The organism is Actinomyces succiniciruminis (assembly GCF_900002405.1).
GTDB classification, from domain to species: domain Bacteria; phylum Actinomycetota; class Actinomycetes; order Actinomycetales; family Actinomycetaceae; genus Actinomyces; species Actinomyces succiniciruminis.
This window is the reverse complement of the sequence record NZ_LK995486.1, coordinates 1-20,898: the sequence shown is the minus strand read 5'-3', so window position 1 is coordinate 20,898 and position 20,898 is coordinate 1. Positions and strand designations below refer to the sequence as shown.

The window sequence follows — 20,898 nt, the reverse complement described above, 5'->3', positions numbered from 1 at the left end:
GAGGACGGAGCATGGCGGTGCGCCCGAGCCGAGGCGCCCGCACGCCGAGACGCACCCGCGCCGTTCCTCCGATGGTGGCCGCGCCACGACGTTGCACGACCCCGGTGCACGTTCCACGACTCCCGTGCACGTTTCACGACCCCGGGGTGGTCGTGGAATGCACCCCAAGGTCGTGAAACTCCCCCAAGGTCGTGGAACGTGACGGCTAGTCGTCGCGGGAGCGCGCCAGATGGCGCGGCGGGCGACCCATCAGCCACGCCACGCCCAGACCCATCGCGACGAAGCCGGCCAGTCCCACCAGCTGCCAGCCCCACAGGCCCTCCAGGCGCAGCCAGGGACCGTCAATGGCCACGTGCCGATTCCAGGCCACCAGATACGCGGCCACCGCCCAGCCGCACACCGCCCCGGCGGGCACGCCGAGCGCCAGCACGACAACCGCGTGGGCAGCGGTGAGCCGCCGCAGGAAACGCGGCGAGGCTCCCACCGCGTGCATGGTGACCATGTCGGCGCGCATCTGAGTGCGGGTCAGTAGCAGACTCACCACCAGTGCGAACAGGGCCACCGTCGCCAGCACGGCCAGGACCGCGAAGTCGGCCACGCCGCCCCAAGGCGGCAGATCCGAGTTGGTCCCGACAGTCACCAGGTCGCTCCGCTCCTCAACAACTCGCCGTGCAGTGGCGGTCTCCGCCGCGGTCAGCGGTCGCGACAGCTGCACCATCTCCCCCACGTATATCGGCGCGTCGGCGCCGGTCAGCCCCAGCTCGGCGGCGGTGGCGGGCGACACCGTGATGGTGCCCGTCATCCGCGGCAGGAAGTAGGCGTCCCGGGATTGCGGGTGCTGGATGGTCATGGCGGCATCGCTGTAGTCCATAAGACCTATACGAACCGTTCCGTCGTCATCGATCCAGGTGGCGTTGTTGACCACCACCCCGCCCGCCTCCAGGACCTCAGCGGCCTCCTGCGCCCCGTCCAGGCCGGTGGCGCGCAGCGCTTCGGCGTTCATAACAAGCACCTGGGATCCCAGCATCCAGGGTGTGACAATGCCGGGGTTGTAGCCCTGCCCCTCGGGGACACAGGTCACGGCGTCGGCCAGTCCCATGGAGGCGGCGACGTCGGGCTCGGTGAAGTCGGGGCAGCGGGAGGACGCGGGTGACTCAACTTCAAGCAAGAGCGACGTCCCCGGGGACCGGACCGGCGCGGAGCCGGTGACGGGCAGACCGGCGTCTTGCAGCACGCTCACGGCGTCGGCCAGGACGGCGGCGTCGAAGTCGTCGGAGACCGACACGCGTGGTCCCAGCGCGAGGTACCCGGGGGCCACTAGAACGGTGGAGGTGTCGTTGACATTGGCGGCGAATGAGGCGATATACACCGTCTGTCCGCAGGCCAGCGCGACGACGACACCGATCGCACCGACCACCGGCAGGGCGCGGCCGCGGTGGGCGGCGGCGTCTCGGGCGGCCACGCGCAGCGCCAGCGGCCCCTTGGCCAACACCACGATTGCGGCGTCGAGCACAACCGGGGCCAGCATGAACATTCCAACTGCACCGAGCAGCAGGGCCGCCACCAGTAGCGGCACGGCGGCTCCCCCGGGCAGTGTGCCGGGCACCGCCAGCGCCTCTCCGGGCGCGGCGACGGGAATTAGTATGCGCAGCGAGGCAAGGGCGCAGCCGATCGCGGCCGCCAGCAGGCACGAACCGCCGAGCAGGCGCCACCTGCGTCCGGCCCGACTCTGCTGAGCGCCGACCGCGTCCGCCGGCCAGCTCCCGCGCTTGAGCGCCTGGACCGGCTCCATGCGCGCTACTCGCCGGGCGGGCGCGAGTGTGGCCAGCCACCCGGCCAAGGCGGCGCCCGCGACAACGAGCACCGGCAGCCACCCCGGCAGGCCCGCGAGCGCTTGCACCTCGGGTTCGAAGATGCGGTAGGCCGCCCAGGCGGCGACGAGTCCGCCACCGGCGCCGAGTACTCCGCCCAGGCAGCCGATCGCAGTCCCCTGCAGGGTGATGGTGCGGGCCAGCTGTCGCGGTGCAGCTCCGGTGGCGGAGGCGAGGGCCAGGGTGCGGCGCTGCTGCTCGGCGGCGACCACGAAGGCGGGGGTCACCAGCCCCAGCAGCAGGCCCGCGGCGGCGGCGCAGGCGGTTACGGTCATCACCAGGGCGGTGGCCAGGTAGTCGGCGCTGACGGCCACCGGATACAGCTCGGAGGCGTCCGGGTAGTTGGTGAGCACGTGGCGGGAGACGGCGAAGGCCATCTCGCCGTTGAGCTGCTTGGCGACCTCCCACGTGACCGGGTCGGGGCCGGTAACCAGGAAGTGGGTGTCGACGCCGGCCGGGTCGTCCTGGACCGCCGGCGCCAGCCAGTCCGGCAGCGCCCAGGCGCGGGCGGCGTCGTCGTCGACCAGGCCGGTGACGCGGTAGGTGCGCCGGGAGTCCTGCATGACCTCGGCGATGCGCCCGTTGGTGGAGTACCAGCCGTCGAAGGGCGGGGCGATCAGGATGATCGCCTCTCCCACCTCCACGCCGGTGCGCTCGGCCAGGGCGGTGGTGATGACGACGTCGGCAGTGCCGGTCGGGGCGGCGCCGGCGACCAGCGGGGGCAGGAGCAGCTCCAGGCCGGCGGCGTCTGCCTCGCGCAGGGTGAAGGTGCCAATTGCGCCGAAGTCCGCGCCCTGCAGGTCCCCTGCGGCGGCGGGCGTGGCCGCGCCCGCTTCGGCGTCGGGGTCGGCCAGGGCGAGCAGGTCCTCAGAGTCCCAGAACTGCAGGACCCGGTCGCGCGCGGGGAGGTAGCCGGCCAACTCCTCCGCGGTCAGGGGCACGGTGTCCGGCGAGTCCATCCAGGGCCCGGGCGCGCCCTCGGGCACCTGCCGGAACGGGGCCTCCACGGGGTCGACGGCGGTGCCGGTCACGAGTGCCTGTGCGCCGTCGGGAATGGATGCCAGGGCCGCCTGCCGGGTGGGCGGGGTGGACAGGCGGGTGCCCAGGAAACCGACGATCAGTACCAGCGGGGCCGCCACCAGCAGGATCGCCAGCAGGCTGCGGGCCTTATGCGCCAGGGCGTCGCGCGCGGCCAGGCGGACCACGGGGCGCAGCGCCCGCAGTCGGGCCGCGTTCACCGGCCCTCCCCCGGCGTGGCCAGCAGTGCGTCGATGTCGCCGGGGTCGGAGGCGCCCACCAGGCGGCCGTCGCGCAGGAAGACCGTGCGGTCGGCCCAGGCGGCGAAGCGGGGCTCGTGAGTGACCATGAGGACGGCGACGCCGTCGTCGGCGCGCTCCCGCAATACCGTGATGACCGCGGTGCCGGTGGCGGAGTCGAGTGCGCCGGTGGGTTCGTCCGCGAGCAGCAGGCGGCGTGGGCCGACGATGGCGCGGGCGATGGCGGCGCGTTGGGCCTGGCCGCCGGACATGTCGTCGGGCAGGCGGTCGGCCAGATCCGCCAAGCCGACCTGTTCCAGCGCGGTCAGTGCGGCCGCCCGGGCGCGACGGGCGGGCCAGCCGTCAAGCTCCAGGGGGAAGGCGGCATTCTCGGCGGCGGTCAGAGAAGGCAGCAGGTTGAAGTCCTGGAAGACGAAGCCGACGGCGCGGCGGCGCACCTCGGCCAGGGCGGTGCGGTCCAGGCCGGCCAGGTCGCGGCCCGCCAGGATCACGCTGCCGGAGGTGGGCCGGTCCAGGGCACCGGCGAGGTTGAGCAGGGTCGACTTCCCGGACCCGGACGGGCCCATGACGGCGACGAACTCACCGGGCGCGACCGTGAGGTCGACCCCGTCCAGGGCGGTGACGGCGCGGGCGCCGGTGCCGTGAATGCGGCCGACGCCGCGGAGCTCGAGTACGGGCTGCTGACGCGAGGCGCGCATCAGGACCGCCTCCCGGTGGATAAGACCGGCGCGGTGGAGGCGGGAGACGCGGCAGGCGTGGTGGACGCGGCCGAAGCGCGGAGCGCGGCGGCGCGGGTCAGGCGGCCCTCGGCGTCGTCGAGCCAGCGCAGCTCGGCCTCGACGATGAACACGTGGTGGTCCAGGACGAGCGTGGTGGCCAGGTCCTCGTCGGCGGCGGCACGGCGGGCGCGGTTGATCTCGTGGAGGGTGGTCTGCGTGGCCTGGCGCTGCTGCTGGATCAGCGCAGCGACGTCGACGTCAGGGGAGGCGGTGGCCAGCGCGAGCTTGATGACGAGCTCGTCGCGTTCGGGGGCGCGGCGGGCAACCGGGCTTGCCCACCAATGGGCGAGCTCCTCTCGGCCCGCGTCGGTCAGGGTCCAGGCGGCCACGTCCCGGTTGGCGGTGGGCAGCGTCTGCGTATTGGAAGGCCCGGTTACGGGAGCCGCGTCCGCAGCAGCCGGCGCGGCGTCGGAGTTGCGCGGCGTGGGCTGCGCCGCTGCCGCCGGGACGGAGGTGGATGCGGCGGAAGCGGTTGCGGAACCCGGCGCGCCGGGGCCGTTCGCGGGCCGGCCGGGATCGAGGCGTATCACCAGGCCGTCGCGTTCTAGGCGCGCCAGCGTGGTGGCGACCTGCCCGATGTTGAGGGGCCAGGTGGTTCCGGTGGCCGCTTCGAAGTCCTTGCGCAGCTGGTAGGTGCCCGCGGGACCGCGTGCGAGTAGGGCGAGCAGGGCGTGTTTCACGGCCATTGCCGACTCCCGGGTCGTGAGAATCCCAGCAAACGGCGATGCTTACCGGGTAACGCTTACTCGGTAAGCATAGGTGTTCAAGGGGCCCGACTCAAGCACACGGTCGAGCAGTGGGCAGCAGCGACGAAGGTGGCACGGAATGCACCACTTTCCCTGCACGGCATACCCCCTTTGGCCGCAGCAGGCGCGCAATCATGCGGTTCGGCGTTTCGTCGAGTACAGCCGACACGTGAAAGTGGTGCAGTTTATGACAGCTACAACTCGTGGCGCGCGGGTCGCACCGTCAGCGTCGGTGGTGGCAGATCGGGCCTACGGCCCTTGGCGGGCGGGTCGCACCAGCCCGGCCTCGTAGACGGCGATCACCAACTGCGCCCGGTCCCGAGCGCTCCCTCCGTCATCGCCGGCTTTGGCCGGATAACGTGGGTTTGTTGCGCGTCCAAGGTGCGCATTGCCGCTCCGGATCGAACACGCCCTCAACAAGCACGCTCACCCCGGTACGCCGCCGGATGGCTTCCACGCCCCCGGGCCACACTCCACGACCCCCGTGTGCGTTGCACGACCCCAGGAAGGTCGTGCAACGCACCCCAAGGTCGTGCAATGCCCCCGAGGTCGTGGAACGTGCACCAGAGTCCGGCCCGACAGCACAATTCGCGCCGTCCAGTACTGGCTCGTCAGCCCATGCCGGTCTCGGCGGGAGCAGACTGTCAGCCACCAGGTTGACCGACCTCGGCACGTAAGATCAACCGACCTCGGCGAAGGAATCAGGAGGGCCAGGAGGCTCAGGCGGGGCGGTAGGTGAAGCGGTCCCAGCCGAGGGCCTCGATCTGGGCGGCCATGCGCTCACACTCGGCGTCCCAGCCGGGCGCGGACACGGCGAAGTCGCCGGTGGTGCCCTCGCCGCGGGCCTGTTGGAGGGCGTAGACCCGGGCGCCGGCGTCGTGCACGCGGCGGGCAACCTCCACGGCGTCGGCGGCGGTGACATCCCCGGGAACCACGGTGGTGCGTACCTCGAAGTCGACGCCGTCGCCGCGGGTGGCCGCGTCTACCAGCACCTGCAGACTCTCCCAGGCCTTAGCGGCGGAGTTGGGGCGGCCGACCACGGCGTCGTAGTGCTCGGGCAGCGCCTTGATGTCGATGCCGACCCAGTCGACCAGCCCGCGCGCCACCATGTCGCGCAGGCGACCCGGGTAGGGGCCGGCGGTGTGCAGGCCCACCTGGAAACCCATCTCCTTCACCTCGGCGGCGGCGTCGGCCAGGGCGTCCTGGCGCAGCGCCTCCCCGCCGGTCAGGACGACGCCGTCGAGCAGGCCGCGACGGCGGGCGAGCAGGGAGCGGACTTCATCCCAGGCGACCGCGCCGGGGGTGCGCGTGGGGATGAGAGCCTGGTTGTGGCAGTAGAAGCAGTTCCAGGGGCAGCCCTGCAGGAAGACCGTCGCTACCAGGTGGTCGGGCCAGTCGACGGTGGACATGGGCACGAGCCCGGCGATCTGCAGGTCGTCGGCGGGGCGGTGCGCGGGGACGTCGATGTCCACGCCTCCGGGGCGGCGGGCGCCGGGCGCGGATTCGCTGCTCACGGTGTCTCCCTGTGGGGATTGAGTGCCTGGGCGCGCGGGGCGCTGGGATCGGAGAGGATCTCCCCGATTCCAGCGCCCCGGCGTCGCCTCGGGCGGAATGTCAGGCGCTGATGGAGGTCAGGCGCGAGGTGGTGGTGCCGTGGGCGCTGGCCGCCGACTCGGTGAACATCTGCCGCTCCATGTACTCGCCCTTCTTGCCGATGTTGAAGGACTTCACGGGGCGGAAGTAGCCCATGACGCGGGTCCATACCTCGCACTCGACCGGCTCGGCGTCGGGGTGCAGCTCGGCGCACTTGGGGCAGGTGAAGTGCTCGCCGGCCAGATAGCCGTGGGTCGGGCAGATCGAGAACGTCGGGGTGATGGTGATGTAGGGCGTGCGGAACGCGGTCAGCGAGCGGCGCACCAGCTCCTTGCAGGCCTGGGCCGAGGAGATGTGCTCGTTCATGTACAGGTGCAGCACCGTGCCGCCCGTGTACTTGGTCTGCAGCTCCTCCTGCATCTCCTGCGCCTCGAAGGGGTCGTCGGTGTAGCCGACGGGCAGCTGGGAGGAGTTGGTGTAGTACGGGTTGGAGTCGGTGCCGGCCTGGAGGATGTCGGGGTAGCGCTTGCGGTCCTCCTTGGCGAACCGGTAGGTGGTGCCCTCGGCGGGGGTGGCCTCCAGGTTGTACAGGTGGCCGGTGGCCTCCTGGATCTCGACCATGCGCCCGCGGACGTGGTCGAGGATGCGCACGCACATGGCGTGACCGCGCGGGTCGGTCAGGTCGTAGGCGTCGTGCGTGAAGTTGCGGACCATCTCGTTCATGCCGTTGACGCCGATGGTGGAGAAGTGGTTGTCCAGCGTGCCGAGCCAGCGCTTGGTGAAGGGGAACAGGCCGGTGTCGATGTGGTGCTGGATGACGGTGCGCTTGAGCTCCAGCGTCTCGGAGGCGATGTCGATCAGGCGGTCCAGCGCCTTCACCAGCCCCTCCTCGTCGCCGGCGTGCAGGTAGCCCAGGCGGGCCATGTTCACGGTGACGACGCCGACGGAGCCGGTCTGCTCGGCCGAGCCGAACAGGCCGTTGCCGCGCTTGAGCAGCTCGCGCAGGTCGAGCTGCAGGCGGCAGCACATGGAGCGGATCATGCCGGGGTCGAGCTCGGAGTTGATGAAGTTCTGGAAGTAGGGCAGGCCGTACTTCGCGGTCATGGTGAACAGCCGGTCGGCGTTGGGGCTGTCCCAGTCGAAGTCCTTGGTGATGTTGTAGGTGGGGATCGGGAAGGTGAAGACGCGGCCGTCTGCGTCGCCGGTGGTCATGACCTCCATGAAGGCGCGGTTGATCATGCCCATCTCCTCGGCGAGGTCGCCGTAGGTGAAGTCGCACAGTTCGTCGCCGATCAGCGGGTGCTCGTCGGCCAGGTCCGCGGGGCAGGTCCAGTCGAAGGTGAGGTTGGTGAAGGGCGTCTGGGTGCCCCAGCGGGAGGGGACGTTGAGGTTGAAGATGAGCTCCTGCATGCACTGGAGGACCTCGTCGTAGCTCATGTTGTCCAGGCGGACGAAGGGGGCCATGTAGGTGTCGAAGGAGGAGAAGGCCTGCGCGCCGGCCCACTCGTTCTGCAGGGTGCCCAGGAAGTTGACGATCTGGCCGACGGCGGAGGAGAAGTGCTTGGCGGGGCCGGAGGCGATCTTGCCGGGGACGCCGTTGAAGCCCTGCTGGAGCAGGTTCTTCAGCGACCAGCCGGCGCAGTAGCCGGCAAACATGTCCAGGTCGTGGATGTGGATGTCGCCGTTGCGGTGGGCGTCGCCGGCCACCTGCGGGTAGATCTGGCTGAGCCAGTAGTTGGCGATGACCTTGCCGGAGGTGTTCAGGATCATGCCGCCCAGGGAGTAGCCCTGGTTGGCGTTGGCGTTCACGCGCCAGTCGGAGCGGTCCAGGTACTCGGTGATGGTGGAGACGGCGTCCACCTGGGGGCGCGAGCCGTGGGCGACAGCGGAGTCGGCAGAACCTCGGGCCACGAGCTCGGGGTGCGCAGCGGCCAGGTGAGCGGCGGACGGGGTCTGAGTGCTGTCGGACACGAGGGGCCTCCAGTGCGATACGTAGATCTTCGTTGAACCAGCGGCGCCAACCTGGACCTGCGGTCCCGCGTCGGCGCCACCGACGGTGTTGACCCTACTCCAAGATGCCTCTCGAAGCAGCAACGAACGACATGGTTGTAACACATCATCTGGGAGCGTTATTCCCTGGCGACCACAACATGTTGTGGTCGCCAAGCCAAGAGAGGCCCTCAACGACGGCGGCATCCGGAGCAACCAGCAGGCAACACGCACCCAACTTCTTGTGGTGGCACAGCTCGGCAATTGAGTGGCGCAGCCCACATTATTGCCGACACGTGCGTGCGTGTCGCCCCCAAGGCGAGCCACCCATACGATCACGACACAAGCAGCCGAGCCCGCAGATCACCCAGGGTGGGACCGTCGTGGCTCCTCAACCGCCAGAAGGTCCAGCCATTCGTTTGGGTTCCGCGTACTCGGTACGCGGACGCCGACGGATAGGCGTATGTTGCGCCGTCAAGCACCATCCTTCCAGCAGCATCCATCACGCCGCGGACCGCCCGCCCGTCATTGCCGACGCCTACCAGCTCATCCCCGACCGCCAGCAGGCCCGCGTCCAGGAGGTCCTTCATCGTCGCATTGTTGACGCTTAGCGCACGGCGCGGGGCGCGGTGGACGTGGCCGGCGGGCGTCGGCCAGATGGCGAGGACCTCCTCGGTCAGTGCCGCGGTGCGCTCTCGAATGTCGTCATCGGTCCAGGCATCCGGATGCTCGCGCAGCACGTCACGGGTGGTCAGCAGGCCCGTGGAGGCGTCCAGTGCTTGGCGCTTGGCCTGCCAAGAGCCGTTGGACAGGGAGGAATTCAGGCCCTGGGTGGTGAGCGTCAAGTTGCCGAGGGTATGGACCAGGTGGTCACGCTCAGCGGCGGTGGCCTCGTCGGCGCCGTCATCCCAATTCAGACGCCATTGCTGCGGCATGAGGTGCTCAATGGTGCAGACGCCGCGAACGATGGGGGCCTCTGCGCGACGGTGGCCGTCGGGGTAACCGCGGCGGCGGTCCTCAATGGCTTCGAGGACCATGCGGACGCGAGCCCGCGCCAGGGTGCGGTAGATGCGCTCGGTGCCCAGCGCTGCGCGGACTTCCTCGTCGTCGGGCCAGTAGGAGACGGAAGCGGTTTGGGACGCCAGCAAGGCCTCGACCCGCTCGCCCATGCGGCTGGGGTCCACGCTCACTTCCCGCAAGAGCTGCTCGACGACGAAGCGGTTGAGGCCGGTGGAGGCCTCCTTGACCAGGGCGCGGCGCACGACCCAGCTCTCAACGGCTGCAATCAGCCGACGGCGCTGGTCACCAGGCACGGAGGGCGCCCCGCCGCCGTCGGGGGCCTGCAACCAGATGACCAGCGGCTTGAGCACGTCCAGGCCGAGAACGTCGACCCGGTAGTTGAACATGGCAATTGGATCAAGTTCGCCGTGCCGAGTGTGGGAGGCGGTTTCGAGGACCTCGTAGCGCTCCGCCGCAGCAGAAAGGTCGGCAAGTACTCCCATTTCGTTGCCGCTTGCGAGCGTGTAGCGCTTGAAGGCGGAGAAAGCGGATCTTGCGGGAATGACAGCGCGCGTGCGGGCAGCCAGCCACCAGCCGAGGAAGGCGACGGCGCGAGCCTGTTTGACGCGCCCCGCGCTGATCTCCTGCTCCCAGAACGGCGTCTCGAAGCGCTTCCAGTAGCGGCCGTACATCTCCTGAGTCGCGGGTGCGTGGGGGTCGACCTTCTGGAATAAGAAGTTCTTGACCAGGTCCATCGCGGTAAGCGGTGTACCGCGGGCGTTGAGGGTCTCGAAGATGGCTTGGGCGTCGTCGTCGTCGCCCAAGCGGATGACGACCAGGCGCAGGCCGCGGGTCACGACGCCAAGGAGGACTGCTGCTCGATCCGCTACGACGTCGAGGTCCTCGCGACCGGCCTTGCCGGACCGTGTGAGCCACTCGTCCATGACGCTGCGAAAGTATGCGTCGGCCTGGGCGAAAGGTGTCTTGCGGAGCGTCTCCGGGACCTCGTCCGGGGCCCGAGCAAGCATGACGGCGGTGTAAGCCTCGCGGTCGCGGTTGGTGGGCCAGACCTTGAACGCGTCCTCGGGGCGGGCGGTGGTGGCGTCGTCGTTTCGGGTGAGGCGGGCAGCCGAGGCCGCGAGCGAGTCCAGGCCGTGAGTGACCAGTACGCCGGCGAGGGAGTGGAGGAGAAGCTGCAGGGTGGTCAGGCGCTGCTGACCGTCGATGATGGTGGCCGCACGCATCTCCTGGTAGGAGGTCTGGCGGTCCTGGAGGACGACGGCGCCAAGGAAGTGGGGCTCCGCCGGGCGGCGTGCGTTACCTGGGCCGGGCGCGTGTGGATCAAGCCAGGCCTCGGCGAGGGTGCGAATGTCCTCCCACAGGGGCGCCCACTGATCCTCCTGGTTCCACACGTATGGGCGCTGGAAGAGCGGTGCGTCCAAACGCATGGTAAGAGCGAAGAGGTCTTGTGGGATCGCGAGCTCGGTGATCATGGGTGCTCCTGGTTGGCGAGGGCGGCGAGCGCCTCGATACGCGGGGCGATAGCGTCAGCCATAAGGGCGATCTCGCGATCGGGAATCCGGCTGGCGCGAGCACGGTCGCGCCAAGACTCACCCAAGCGAGCAACACGAGCCATTACTACCCGAGCCGCCGCATTGGCTAGACCGCAGTCCTCGGCAAGCGCCAACAAGGCCTCCGCTTCATCCGGGAACACATCGGCGCCAACGATAGACGTCGCTCGACCGGCAGCAAGCTCGGGATTGGGGTTGACGTCGAATACAGGACTGAGGCGCCAAGACCTCCGATCCATGAGGAAGCCGTGGTTGCGCAGATGATCATCCGTGTTGCCGAAACCGACGGAGAATACGGCCCGCACGAAGAGTTCGCGGAGGTCGGAGCGCGGAGAGCGGGACAGGTCGCGGATCGAATCGACGACGTCGAGGTAGTCGTACTGCTCACCGTCCTTCCCCTGAGTCGCGGTCATGGCACTGATGTAGCCGATCCGATGGCCGAGATGGGATCGGTCGAACCTGCGCAGAACCAGTACACCGCGCTCCCCCACACCGACCAGCCGCCGCTGTGGGCAACGGATCCCGACTTCCTGCATAAGGTCGAGCATGACAGCTTCCCACGCCATGGCATTCCACCGGTCGGATGCGTGCGGGAATTTGGCAATCGCGAGGCCCCCATCGTCCAAGAGCACAGAGGCCTTGGGGCGAGCGCCTCCTAGGCCGGTGGTGCCGGTGTCAAGGAGCTGCTTGATGGCGGCGGCCGGATCATCATCCGCTTGCACCTGGTCGGCCGCAGTGAGGAGGTGAGGCAGGGAAATGAGCCGGGGCACGGTGGAGGGCTCACCCAGATACTCTTCCTGGCCAAGCAGGCGGAAGCGCAAAGCACCCTGACGAGTGTTGTCGCTGACGCCCAGGAGGTAATCGACCTCGTCAAGGCGACGGGGAGTACGGTTCACTTCCCGGGCGCGGATGCGTTCGGCCTTAGCAATCAGATTGCGTCCCCACCGGTCTGGGGCGGTGTCCGCAAAGGCTCGCAACAGACCCGGGCTGTACTGCACGCCCGAATCAAGCCGTAAGGAGGGGTCGATGCTGGGACCTCCGGACGCCAGGTATGCGGGGTCGTAGAGGAAAGTGGTGGAAACCTGACCGCGCGAACGGGTGAAGTGCGCGGTCCCTACGCGCTGCGGCTTCGATTCGGTGTCGAGAAGGACTTCGACGTCGGTCATCGGGCACGCCGCTTCGTCAGGCTTCCGGCGCGCAGGCGGCCGATGTCTGTGGATAGCGGGTCGACGGCGTCGACAACCTGGTCGAGGATGCCGAGGGCGCGCAGCACTTGGGCGACGGCGCCGAAGGAGACGGTGGGATCGCCGCGTTCGATCTTGCGCAGCGTGTCGCGGCTGATGTCGGCCCGCTCGGAGACCTGTTGGGCGGTCAGCCCCAGCACCATGCGCCAGCCACGGATGTGCTCGCCGAAGGCGGTCATCTGCCGATTGATCCGGTAGCCGGACATGTACACCTCCTTATGGCGTGTATGATCGCCATATTAGCAGGTTGTGGCGATCAAAATCGCCGTAAGGCTCCGTAAAGGCCAGCGCCGTCCGGAGGCTCCCACCCAGCCTTGCCGGCCTAACGCGGCGCCTCTGCCACCTCCTTGCGCTGCCTCCGCGCCGCTGCCGTGCGTGCGGCGACCGACCGGCAGCTATGACGGGAGAGCAGCGGTCGCCTCCAGCAGCGGGTCGGAGCGCCGCTCCTCCGCGGGCAGGTTCGCGGCCGTCATCAGCACGTCCGCGACGCGCCTCAGCCGCTCACCCTGCTCCCCCGCGGCCGCCCAGTCGGCGAAGTCGACGGCGAGATTCTCGTCCTTCGTGATCACGTCGATGCGCGCCCCTTCCTCGCCCTGCCGGAACCGGACGTAGCGCACGTCCGCCAGCGGGAAGTCATCGTCGATCAGTCCGTCTTTGGTGAGCGTGGAACGTGAGGCGAGGAAGAACCGCGTGGGCGTCACCCCCAGGTATCCACCCTTAAGGTTGTTGTCTCCCGCCCAGGCGCGGCCGAATTCGGCTAGGACGAGTAGGGGCCCGCCATTGGGCAGCGCCCATCTGAGAATGTCGAGCGCGTGCGCCGCGGCGTCGTCATCCTCAACAACCTTGAGGTTCGGTTCCAGGGGCGCTGGGGCCTCATAGGCGCCGGCGCCCAGGGCTGCTACGTACTGGGTCATGGCCGCGACGCTCGGCCCGCGGCCCGCGGCCCGCGGCGCTCGGCGCAGCGCCGGAAGGCGCCCGGAAACCTGCCCCGCAAGGTCGCCGACTCTGCCACCAACACGCCCGAGGTCGGCACTGCGCCCGTCCAGGAGCTCGGCCAGGTGACAGTACGCGTCGAGTCGGCCGAGCACCTGGGCGATCCTCGCCATGGTTTCCGCCCGCTCGGCTGGTATCCGTTCGGCTCGGTACCGCATGAGCTGCTCGTCCTGCTCGCTGCGCTCACTGTCTGAGGCGATCTCGGCTGCTCGGAGCAACTGGTACCCGTAGTGGGCGTTGGCGGACATGACGAGTCCTTGGACGTCCGCGGCAACCTCCTGTGAGTGGTCCCGCAGGTAGTCGCGCCGCTCGACAGCGGTCCCGCCCAGCGCCTTTAGGTGACTTTGCAGGCGGCGGTCGAAGTGCTTGTACTCGGCGCGAAGATCGGCCTCAAGGTGCGCGACCCGGCCGAATACCCGCGGCGTGACGGCCCCGACCTCGCGCGCCTCATCAATGGCGTCGACGACGGTGTCATACATGCCGCTGAGAGCGTTCCAGTGGTCTTGCAGCAAGGTCTGGAGGACATCGCGAGTCAATTCTAGATTCTGGTCAACCCGCTTGGACAACGAGCTCAACTGCGCACTAATGGCCATCAGGGCGAAGGCCGGACCGGCACTCGCTGCCACCGTGGCGGCCTGAACTCCGGTGGCGGGGACCCAGCGAACCTGGGCAGCGAATTTGCCGCCTTGGGTCAAAACGCCGAGGTTGTAGCCATCCTTGACGATCGTATTCATGGTGCGCAGGTTCTGCAGAGTCTCCGGCGCGAGTCGCACCATCCCCTGCACGGAGACGAGCCCCTGCGCTCCCTGCGCGACGAGGTTGAGAGCGCTGGCGGCGTTGCTGACGGCATTGGTGATCTCGGTATTGGCTCGCTCCCCCAGATTGAAGGGCTCGATCTCCCAGCCGTCCGGCACCGTGTCGGCGAGTAGGACGGCGACGCCGGGCGCGGCCTCCAGCAGCGTAAGTTCGGTGGCGGCATCCGGCGCCGGCGCTTCCGCTCCCGTATCCGACGACGACGGCGTCACCGCCCCGGCCGCCTGCGCAGGCGGTTCACTCGACTCCTGCGAAGCCCGTGATGGACTCCCGGCCCCACTCGTGTCCACTGGTTCCCCCTCGCCCTTGAGCTACGTGTCAGCGGGAACGTTAGCGCCCGCCGAGCCCCACCGGCCCGCCTTCGCGTCTCGAAACGAGGGCAGTTCCATCGCTCATCCGGTCCGGCCAGTCAACCCCTGGCTGGACACGCTAGGCCATCCAGTCTCTCACCCAGCCAAGAACCTGCCCCAGGACATCGTCTCCGACAACACCGATACGCTCAACCAGTCTCTTCCGGGAGATCGTCCGGACCTGTTCGGTCATGGCGAAGGAGTCCTGGGGCAGACCCGCACCGCGGGGAATCCGCACATGGTTCGGCCAGCGTCGGTCGACGGAGGTCACCGAAACAGCTACCACCAACGTCGTTACGGCGTGATGGTAGCGGGCATTAGAGATCACGAGAACAGGACGTCGCCCAGGCCGTTCACGCCCAACCGCCGGATCCGGCGCAGCCCACCACAGTTCGCCGGTTGAAGGATGCGGAGTCAGTTCCACGCGTCCGACTCCCAGTCAGCGAGTTCGGCAAAGTAAGCCTCATCCGGCGGATTGGCCTCCATGGCGGCCTTGAGGTCGGCGAACCGTAGCTCACGCTCCGCAGCTTTGACCATCTGCCGGATGGCGACATCCATGGTGACACCCTGACGCTCAGCGAGGGCGCGGACCGCATCACGGGTGCTGCTCTCGACTTTGATCGTAGTCATCCTAGACATGGCTCCAGCATTCCCTGCAAGGAAGCCGCCTCTTCGCGCGTGGAGTACGGCGGTTGGCAGTGCGGGCGCGCGAGGTGGGGTACGGCGTGACGAGGGCGGAGGCCAAAGACCGACACGACAAAGCCCGCAAGGGCAACGTAACGGCCCGACAGGCGAGCGCGAATCACACCTCGAACACACTTGTCCGTCCTGCCCTCCTTGCCGACGGCGCTTCTTAGGATCGTCCCCGTGACCACGGCCGTTCCTCCCAGCACCTCCTCCGCGAGCGACGCCCGCTTCGGCACCGCTCCCGCGAGCGCCACCTCTTTCCCCGCCTCCCCCACCCCTGCGCCGTCCGCCTCTACTCCCCCGCCGTCGCTCGACGTCGCCCCGGGGTCGGTGGTGCGAGTGCGCGACGAGGACTGGCTGGTCACCCAGGTCTCCACGAACTCCGACGGCACCCTGGTGACGGTGCAGGGGCTGTCGGAGCTGGTGCAGGACGTCACCGCCCAGTTCTCCGCCGGGATCGACCGCATCGAGCCCGTTGACCCGCGCCGCACCCGGGTGGTGGCGGATACCTCCACCCGGCATCGGCTTTCGCGCCTGTGGCTGGAGGCGACGCTGCGCAAGACGGCGCTGCCGGCAGGCTCCACGGAGCTGTCGGTGGTGGGCGACATGCTGGCCGACCCGCTCCCCTACCAGCTCACGGCCGTCCGGCAGGCCCTGGACCCGGCCAACCTGCGCCCGCGCATTCTGCTGGCGGACACGGTGGGCCTGGGTAAGACCCTGGAGATCGGCATGATTCTGGCGGAGCTGGTGCGCCGCGGCCGCGGGGACCGGATTCTGATCGTCACGCCCCGGCACGTGCTGGAGCAGATGCAGCATGAGATGTGGTCGCGCTTCGCCCTGCCCTTCGTGCGCCTGGACTCGGTGGGCATTCAGCGGGTGCGGCGCACCATCCCGGCCACCCGCAACCCGTTCTCCGTCTACCACCGGGCGATCATCTCCATCGACACCCTCAAGTCCGACCGCTACCTCAACCACCTGCGTAAGCAGCGCTGGGATGCGGTGGTCATCGACGAGTCGCACAACGTCACTAACAAGGGCACGCTCAACAACCGTCTGGCGGACATCCTGGCCCGCCAGACGGACGCCCTGATCCTGGCCTCCGCCACGCCTCACAACGGGGATCCGAAGTCCTTCGCGGAGCTGATTCGCCTGCTGGAGCCGACGGCGGTCCACGCGGACGGCTCGCTGGATCAGGAGGCGGTGCGTCGGCTGGTGATCCGCCGCCACCGCCACTCCGAGGAGGTGCGCGACGTCGTGGGCGACCGCTGGAAGGAGCGGCTGACTCCGGTGAACCGGCTGGTGGCGCCCTCCCCGGCGGAGGATGCGGTGGCCGGGGAGCTGTCCCGCTCCTGGCTGCACCGGCCCGACGGCGCCTCCGCCCCGGGCACTGCCGGCCCGGGCGCCGCGGGTAATAGCGGCAGCGCCCTGTTCTCCTGGACACTGGCGAAGGCCTTCTTGTCCTCCCCGGCGGCGCTGATTCAGACGATCGACGAGCGCATGGCGCGGCGTCGCGCCCGGGCCGGAAGTGAGGAGGCGCTGGAATCCTCCGAGCAGTCCCGGGCCCTGGCCCGCCTGCAGCAGCTGGCCGAGGCAGCCAATAACACCGAGTCCGGCAAGTACCAGGCGCTGCTGAAGGAACTGCGCCGCATCGGCGTCGGCCCCCGTTCGACGGCGCGGGCGGTGGTATTCGCCGAGCGCGTGGCCACCCTGAACTGGCTGGCCGAGAATCTTCGGCGGGACCTGCGCCTGCGCGACGGCGCGGTGCGCGTGATGCACGGCGGCCTGTCGGATGTGGAGCAGCAGGAGATCGTCGAGGAGTTCCGGCAGGCGCATACGCCACTGCGCGTGCTGGTGACCGGCGACGTCGCCTCGGAGGGCGTGAACCTGCACGCCCAGTGCCATGAGCTGATCCACTATGACATCCCCTGGTCGCTGATCCGGATCGAGCAGCGCAATGGCCGCATCGACCGCTATGGGCAGGAGACCAGCCCGCAGATCACCACCCTGCTGCTGGACCCCTCCGACGCACGCTTCTCCGGTGATGTGCGCGTGCTGACCCGCCTGATGGAGAAGGAGGATCAGGCGCACCGGGCGCTGGGTGACGCCGCCTCCCTGATGGGCCTGTACTCCGGGGAGAAGGAGGAGCAGGCGATCCGTGAGGCGTTGCAGCAGGGCGCGGACATTGACGCGGTGGTGCCGGATGTGGATGCGGCCCTGGAGCTGGATCCGATGGCGGCCCTGTTCGCCTCCTTGACGGGCACCGCCCAGGCCGGCTCCGACGACGACGCCGCCCCGGACAGCTCCGACGACGGCGCCCCGGCCGCTGCCGCACCAGCCGCTGCCGATGCCGCCCCGAACGACGCCGCCCCGGCCGCCCGGCTCTCGCCGTCGGCCCGCGCCATGGCCCCGCTGCCGTCCTCCACCCTGTACGACTCCCAGCTGGATTACCTGCGTCAGGCCCTAACCGAGCTGTATGAGCGCCCGGAGGAGGCCGAGCACGGGCAGACCGGCGGCGGTGGCGTCTCCTGGCGGGAGCATGAGGACCATGTGGTGGAGCTGGTGCCGCCCGCGGGCCTGCGTGCCCGCCTGGCGGTGCTGCCGCAGTCGTACCTGAAGGACCGGCACGTGCAGGAGCATCTGCTGCTGGCCACCAGCCAGCGCAAGGGCAGGGCGCTGCTGGCGCAGGCGCTGCGGGACTCCTCGGACTCCTCCTGGCCGGAGGCCCACTACCTGGGGCCGCTGCACCCGGTGCTGGAGTGGGCGGGCGACCGGGTGCTGGCCCGGCTGGGCCGCTCCTCCGTGTTCGCGGTGCACAGGGCGGTGGAGTCGCCCACGGTGCTGCTGCTGGGCACACTCACGAATCTGGCGGGCCGCACGATCTCCCTGGTGAGCGTCTCGGTCGCCTTCCCGTTCCTGGACTTGGCCGCCGCCCGCGCGCAGGTGCAGGCGGGCCGGGGCCCGGAGGCGGTGCCGATCGGGCGGGTGCACGCCTCCCCGGCGGAGATGTTCAAGGCAGTTGGTGTGGAGCGGGAGCTGACCAATGCCGGCGGCGCCCCGGATACGGCACTGTTGGAGGCGCTGCTGGCCCCGGCGGTGGATGCGGCCGAGAAGCAGATGACACTGACGGTGCAGGCGGCCCGGGAGCAGGCGCGCACCCGGGTGGAGGCCTGGGCACGGCGGGCGGATTCCTGGGACGACGACGCGGGCCGGCTCATCCAGAACCGGCAGCTGCGTTCCCAACGGCAGACGGTGGCGGCGGAGCATGCGCTGATGGAGCAGCAGCTTCCGGCGCACACGCTGGTGCGGCCGCTGCTGGTGGTGGTGCCCCATGGTTTCGGCAGCGGCGCGGCAGACCTCGGCGGTGGCGCGGGGGCTGGCCTCGGCGGTGGTTTTAGTGGTGGTTTCGGGAAGGAAGGGGACCGCTGATGGCGGCGTCGGATGCGCTCGTGGTGGGCGAGGACTGGATCAGTGAGCACTACTTCACCACCGACGCCACGAAGGAGTCCTTCCTGGCTCGCGTGCTGGAGCGCCGCAAGGAGTGGGAGGAGCTGGAGAAGCCCTCCGACGGCGCCGCCCCGGTGGCCACGCCGCGCAGTCGTTTCCGTTCGGCGCGCCCTCACCTGGAGGAGTTGTTGGCGGCCCTGCCCGACGACGACGCCGCCACACCCACTGCCGCCGCCCTGCGGGCCGCCGGGGAACTGGATGCGGAGCTGCGGGAGATTCTGGGTTTCACCTCCGCCGAGTTCCGGCTGGTTGAGCGCGGCCCGGTGACGCTGGTGCGGCCGGTCGGCGATGAGGGCCCGGCGCCGTTGGCGCTGCTGCGGGCCCGCCCCGCGGCCACGGTGGAGGACCTGCTGGACAAGGATGCGGCCACGCTCGCCGAGCCGTGGGAGCCGGTGGATTTGGAGGATCCGGCAGCCCCGGCCCTGGAGGGCGCCGAGCCCGTGGTTTCGGTGGCGCGGGCACTGTCCACGCTGATGACCGATGAGCACGGCCCGGCCTTCGCCCTGGTGCTGGCGGGCCGGTGGGCGCTGGTGGCGGAGAAGGAACGGTGGCCGGAGGGCCGCTGGCTGGCGGTGAACGTGCAGCTGGTGGTGGAGCGCAATGACGCCAAGCGGGGCGGTGAGGTCGAGCGCGCCCTGACCTGCCTGGACGCCCGCTCCCTGCTGCCGACTCCGGAGGGTGAGACCTGGTGGTCGGGCACGCTCGCGGATTCGGCGGCCCACACGGTGGGGGTGTCGAGGGATCTGCGTGAGGGGGTGCGCTCCTCCATTGAGATCATCGCCAATGAGGTGGTGCGGCGTCGTGCCGCCCGGGGCCTGGAACCGCTGGGCCAGGAGCAGGCGCAGCCGCTGGCCTTGCAGTCGCTTAGGTACATCTACCGGATCATCTTCCTGCTGTATGCGGAGGCGAGCCCGGAGTTGGGCGTGCTGCCGGTAGGTGCGGCCGAGTACGACGCCGGCTACGGCCTGGAGCGGCTGCGGGAGCTCACGCTGCGGGAGCTGCATGAGGAGACGGCGCAGGCGGGCACGCACATCTACCAGTCCCTGGGGCTGCTGTTCAAGCTGGTGGATTCGGGTTTGAACACGGGGGTTAGCCCGGATCAGGAGGAGGCCTTCGACGGCCTGGTGTTCCAGCCGATGCGGGCGGACCTGTTCCGCCCGGAGGCGACGGCGCTGATTGATGAGGTGGGGCTGGGTAATGCGGCCCTGCTGCGGGTGCTGCGGCACCTGCTGCTGACCAGGGAGAACGGCCGGACGGGCCGGGGCTTCATCTCCTATGTGGAGTTGGGCATCAACCAGTTGGGCGCCGTCTATGAGGGGCTGATGAGTTACACGGGTTCCTTCGCCACTCAGCGCCTGTGGGAGGTGGCGCCGGGCGGGGACGCCTCCAAGGGCTCGTGGGTGGTGCCCGAGGATGTCATGGAGGGCCTGGATGAGAAGGACTTCGTGACGGTGGAGGATGAGGTGACGGGTGAGCGCCGCAATGTCACCTATGAGCCGGGCGAGTTCGTGTTCCGGCTCTCGGGCCGGGATCGGCAGCGGTCGGCGTCCTTCTACACCCCGGAGGTGCTGACGCGTTTCACGGTGCAGCAGGCCCTGGAGGAGTTGCTGGATCAGGATGGCCGCACGACGACGGCGGAGGAGGTGCTGCACCTGACGGTGTGTGAGCCGGCGCTGGGGTCGGGCGCCTTCGCGATTGAGGCGGTGCGCCAGTTGGCCGAGCAGTACCTGTCCCGCCGGGAGCGGGAGCTGGGGCGGCGTGTGGACCCGGAGGAGCGTCCGCGCGAGCTGGCGAGGGTGAAGGCCTATCTGGCGCTGCATCAGGTCTACGGCGTGGACTTGAACGCCACGGCGGTGGAGTTGGCGGAGATCTCCCTGTGGCTGGACACGATGGTGGAGGGCCTGGCGGCGCCGTGGTTCGGCCTGCGGCTGCGGCGCGGCAATTCACTGGTTGGGGCCAGGCGGGCCCTGTATCCGGTCAGTGCCCTGGGCAGCAAGCGGAAGTGGTTGAGCACCACGCCGGTGGCCGAGCCGCTGCGGCAGGTGGCCGAGGCCATTGATGGTGCGGCGGGTGCCGACGGCGTCGGCCCGGATGGTCCGTCGAGCCCGGCCGGCCCGGGAGGCCTGCCCGCAGGCCGGGCCGCGCCTACCGCGCCCGCCTCCGGGCACCGCCTGGGGCAGGCCCTGGACGTGACCGGCCGGGTGCATCACTTCCTGCTGCCCGCCGGCGGCTGGGGCTCGGCCGCGGAGGTGCCCAAGCAGGTGCGTGACCTGGTGGACGCCGGGCGTTTGAAGGCCTTGAAGGAGTGGCGTAAGGACATCACCAAGGCCCCGAAGGACAAGCCGAATAAGCAGGTCAAGCGGCTGACGGCGCTGGCGCGGCGCGTGGAGGTGCTGTGGGAGTTGACGCTGCGGCGCCTGCGGGTGGCGGAGGCGGAGGCCTCCCGCCGCATCGACCTGTGGGGTCGGCGGGCCCCGGTGGG

12 protein-coding genes and 1 pseudogene are annotated in these 20,898 nt (G+C 69.6%); 2 read left to right on the top strand and 11 right to left on the bottom strand.

Annotation, left to right across the window (positions count from 1 at the left end; genetic code table 11):
- Positions 1-205: 205 nt before the first annotated feature.
- From BN1056_RS05255 to BN1056_RS05205, 11 genes are all read right to left on the bottom strand, one after another.
- Positions 206-3,109, bottom strand: coding sequence for an FtsX-like permease family protein (locus tag BN1056_RS05255; RefSeq protein WP_210579591.1), 2,904 nt, complete (start codon positions 3,107-3,109; stop codon positions 206-208).
- The gene (locus BN1056_RS05250; RefSeq protein WP_210579589.1) at positions 3,106-3,846 is read right to left on the bottom strand and encodes an ABC transporter ATP-binding protein; all 741 of its coding nucleotides are present in this window, start codon (positions 3,844-3,846) and stop codon (positions 3,106-3,108) included. The genes BN1056_RS05255 and BN1056_RS05250 overlap by 4 nt, the downstream gene beginning before the upstream one ends.
- Positions 3,846-4,613 (bottom strand): PadR family transcriptional regulator, encoded by a 768-nt coding sequence (locus BN1056_RS05245; protein ID WP_210579587.1) that lies wholly within the window; start codon positions 4,611-4,613, stop codon positions 3,846-3,848. The genes BN1056_RS05250 and BN1056_RS05245 overlap by 1 nt, the downstream gene beginning before the upstream one ends.
- 779 nt (positions 4,614-5,392) lie before the next feature.
- On the bottom strand, positions 5,393-6,106 hold the full coding sequence (locus BN1056_RS05240; protein WP_210579636.1) for an anaerobic ribonucleoside-triphosphate reductase activating protein: 714 nt from the start codon (positions 6,104-6,106) through the stop codon (positions 5,393-5,395).
- Between the two features lie 181 nt (positions 6,107-6,287).
- Positions 6,288-8,237, bottom strand: coding sequence for a ribonucleoside triphosphate reductase (locus BN1056_RS05235; protein ID WP_425306103.1), 1,950 nt, complete (start codon positions 8,235-8,237; stop codon positions 6,288-6,290).
- Between the two features lie 353 nt (positions 8,238-8,590).
- The gene (locus tag BN1056_RS05230) at positions 8,591-10,747 is read right to left on the bottom strand and encodes a GmrSD restriction endonuclease domain-containing protein (RefSeq protein ID WP_210579585.1); all 2,157 of its coding nucleotides are present in this window, start codon (positions 10,745-10,747) and stop codon (positions 8,591-8,593) included.
- A complete protein-coding gene (locus tag BN1056_RS05225; protein WP_210579584.1) occupies positions 10,744-11,991 on the bottom strand; it encodes a type II toxin-antitoxin system HipA family toxin in 1,248 nt (415 codons plus the stop codon). Before BN1056_RS05225 ends, BN1056_RS05230 begins: the two co-directional genes overlap by 4 nt.
- On the bottom strand, positions 11,988-12,275 hold the full coding sequence (locus BN1056_RS05220) for a helix-turn-helix domain-containing protein (protein WP_136193993.1): 288 nt from the start codon (positions 12,273-12,275) through the stop codon (positions 11,988-11,990). Before BN1056_RS05220 ends, BN1056_RS05225 begins: the two co-directional genes overlap by 4 nt.
- Before the next feature lie 189 nt (positions 12,276-12,464).
- Complete coding sequence (locus BN1056_RS05215; RefSeq protein WP_210579582.1) at positions 12,465-14,087, bottom strand: hypothetical protein; 1,623 nt, start codon at positions 14,085-14,087, stop codon at positions 12,465-12,467.
- 217 nt (positions 14,088-14,304) lie between these two features.
- Positions 14,305-14,649, bottom strand: a complete 345-nt coding sequence (locus BN1056_RS05210) for a type II toxin-antitoxin system PemK/MazF family toxin (RefSeq protein WP_244671521.1) — start codon at positions 14,647-14,649, stop codon at positions 14,305-14,307.
- Positions 14,640-14,855, bottom strand: coding sequence for a hypothetical protein (locus BN1056_RS05205; protein ID WP_234416030.1), 216 nt, complete (start codon positions 14,853-14,855; stop codon positions 14,640-14,642). Before BN1056_RS05205 ends, BN1056_RS05210 begins: the two co-directional genes overlap by 10 nt.
- Positions 14,856-15,092: 237 nt before the next feature.
- Between BN1056_RS05205 and BN1056_RS05200 the strand changes: the two genes are divergently transcribed.
- Positions 15,093-18,338, top strand: coding sequence for a helicase-related protein (locus BN1056_RS05200; protein WP_210579578.1), 3,246 nt, complete (start codon positions 15,093-15,095; stop codon positions 18,336-18,338).
- Positions 18,338-20,898, top strand: a pseudogene (locus tag BN1056_RS05195) (class I SAM-dependent DNA methyltransferase); the annotation flags it as partial. The gene BN1056_RS05200 and the pseudogene BN1056_RS05195, both read left to right, overlap by 1 nt.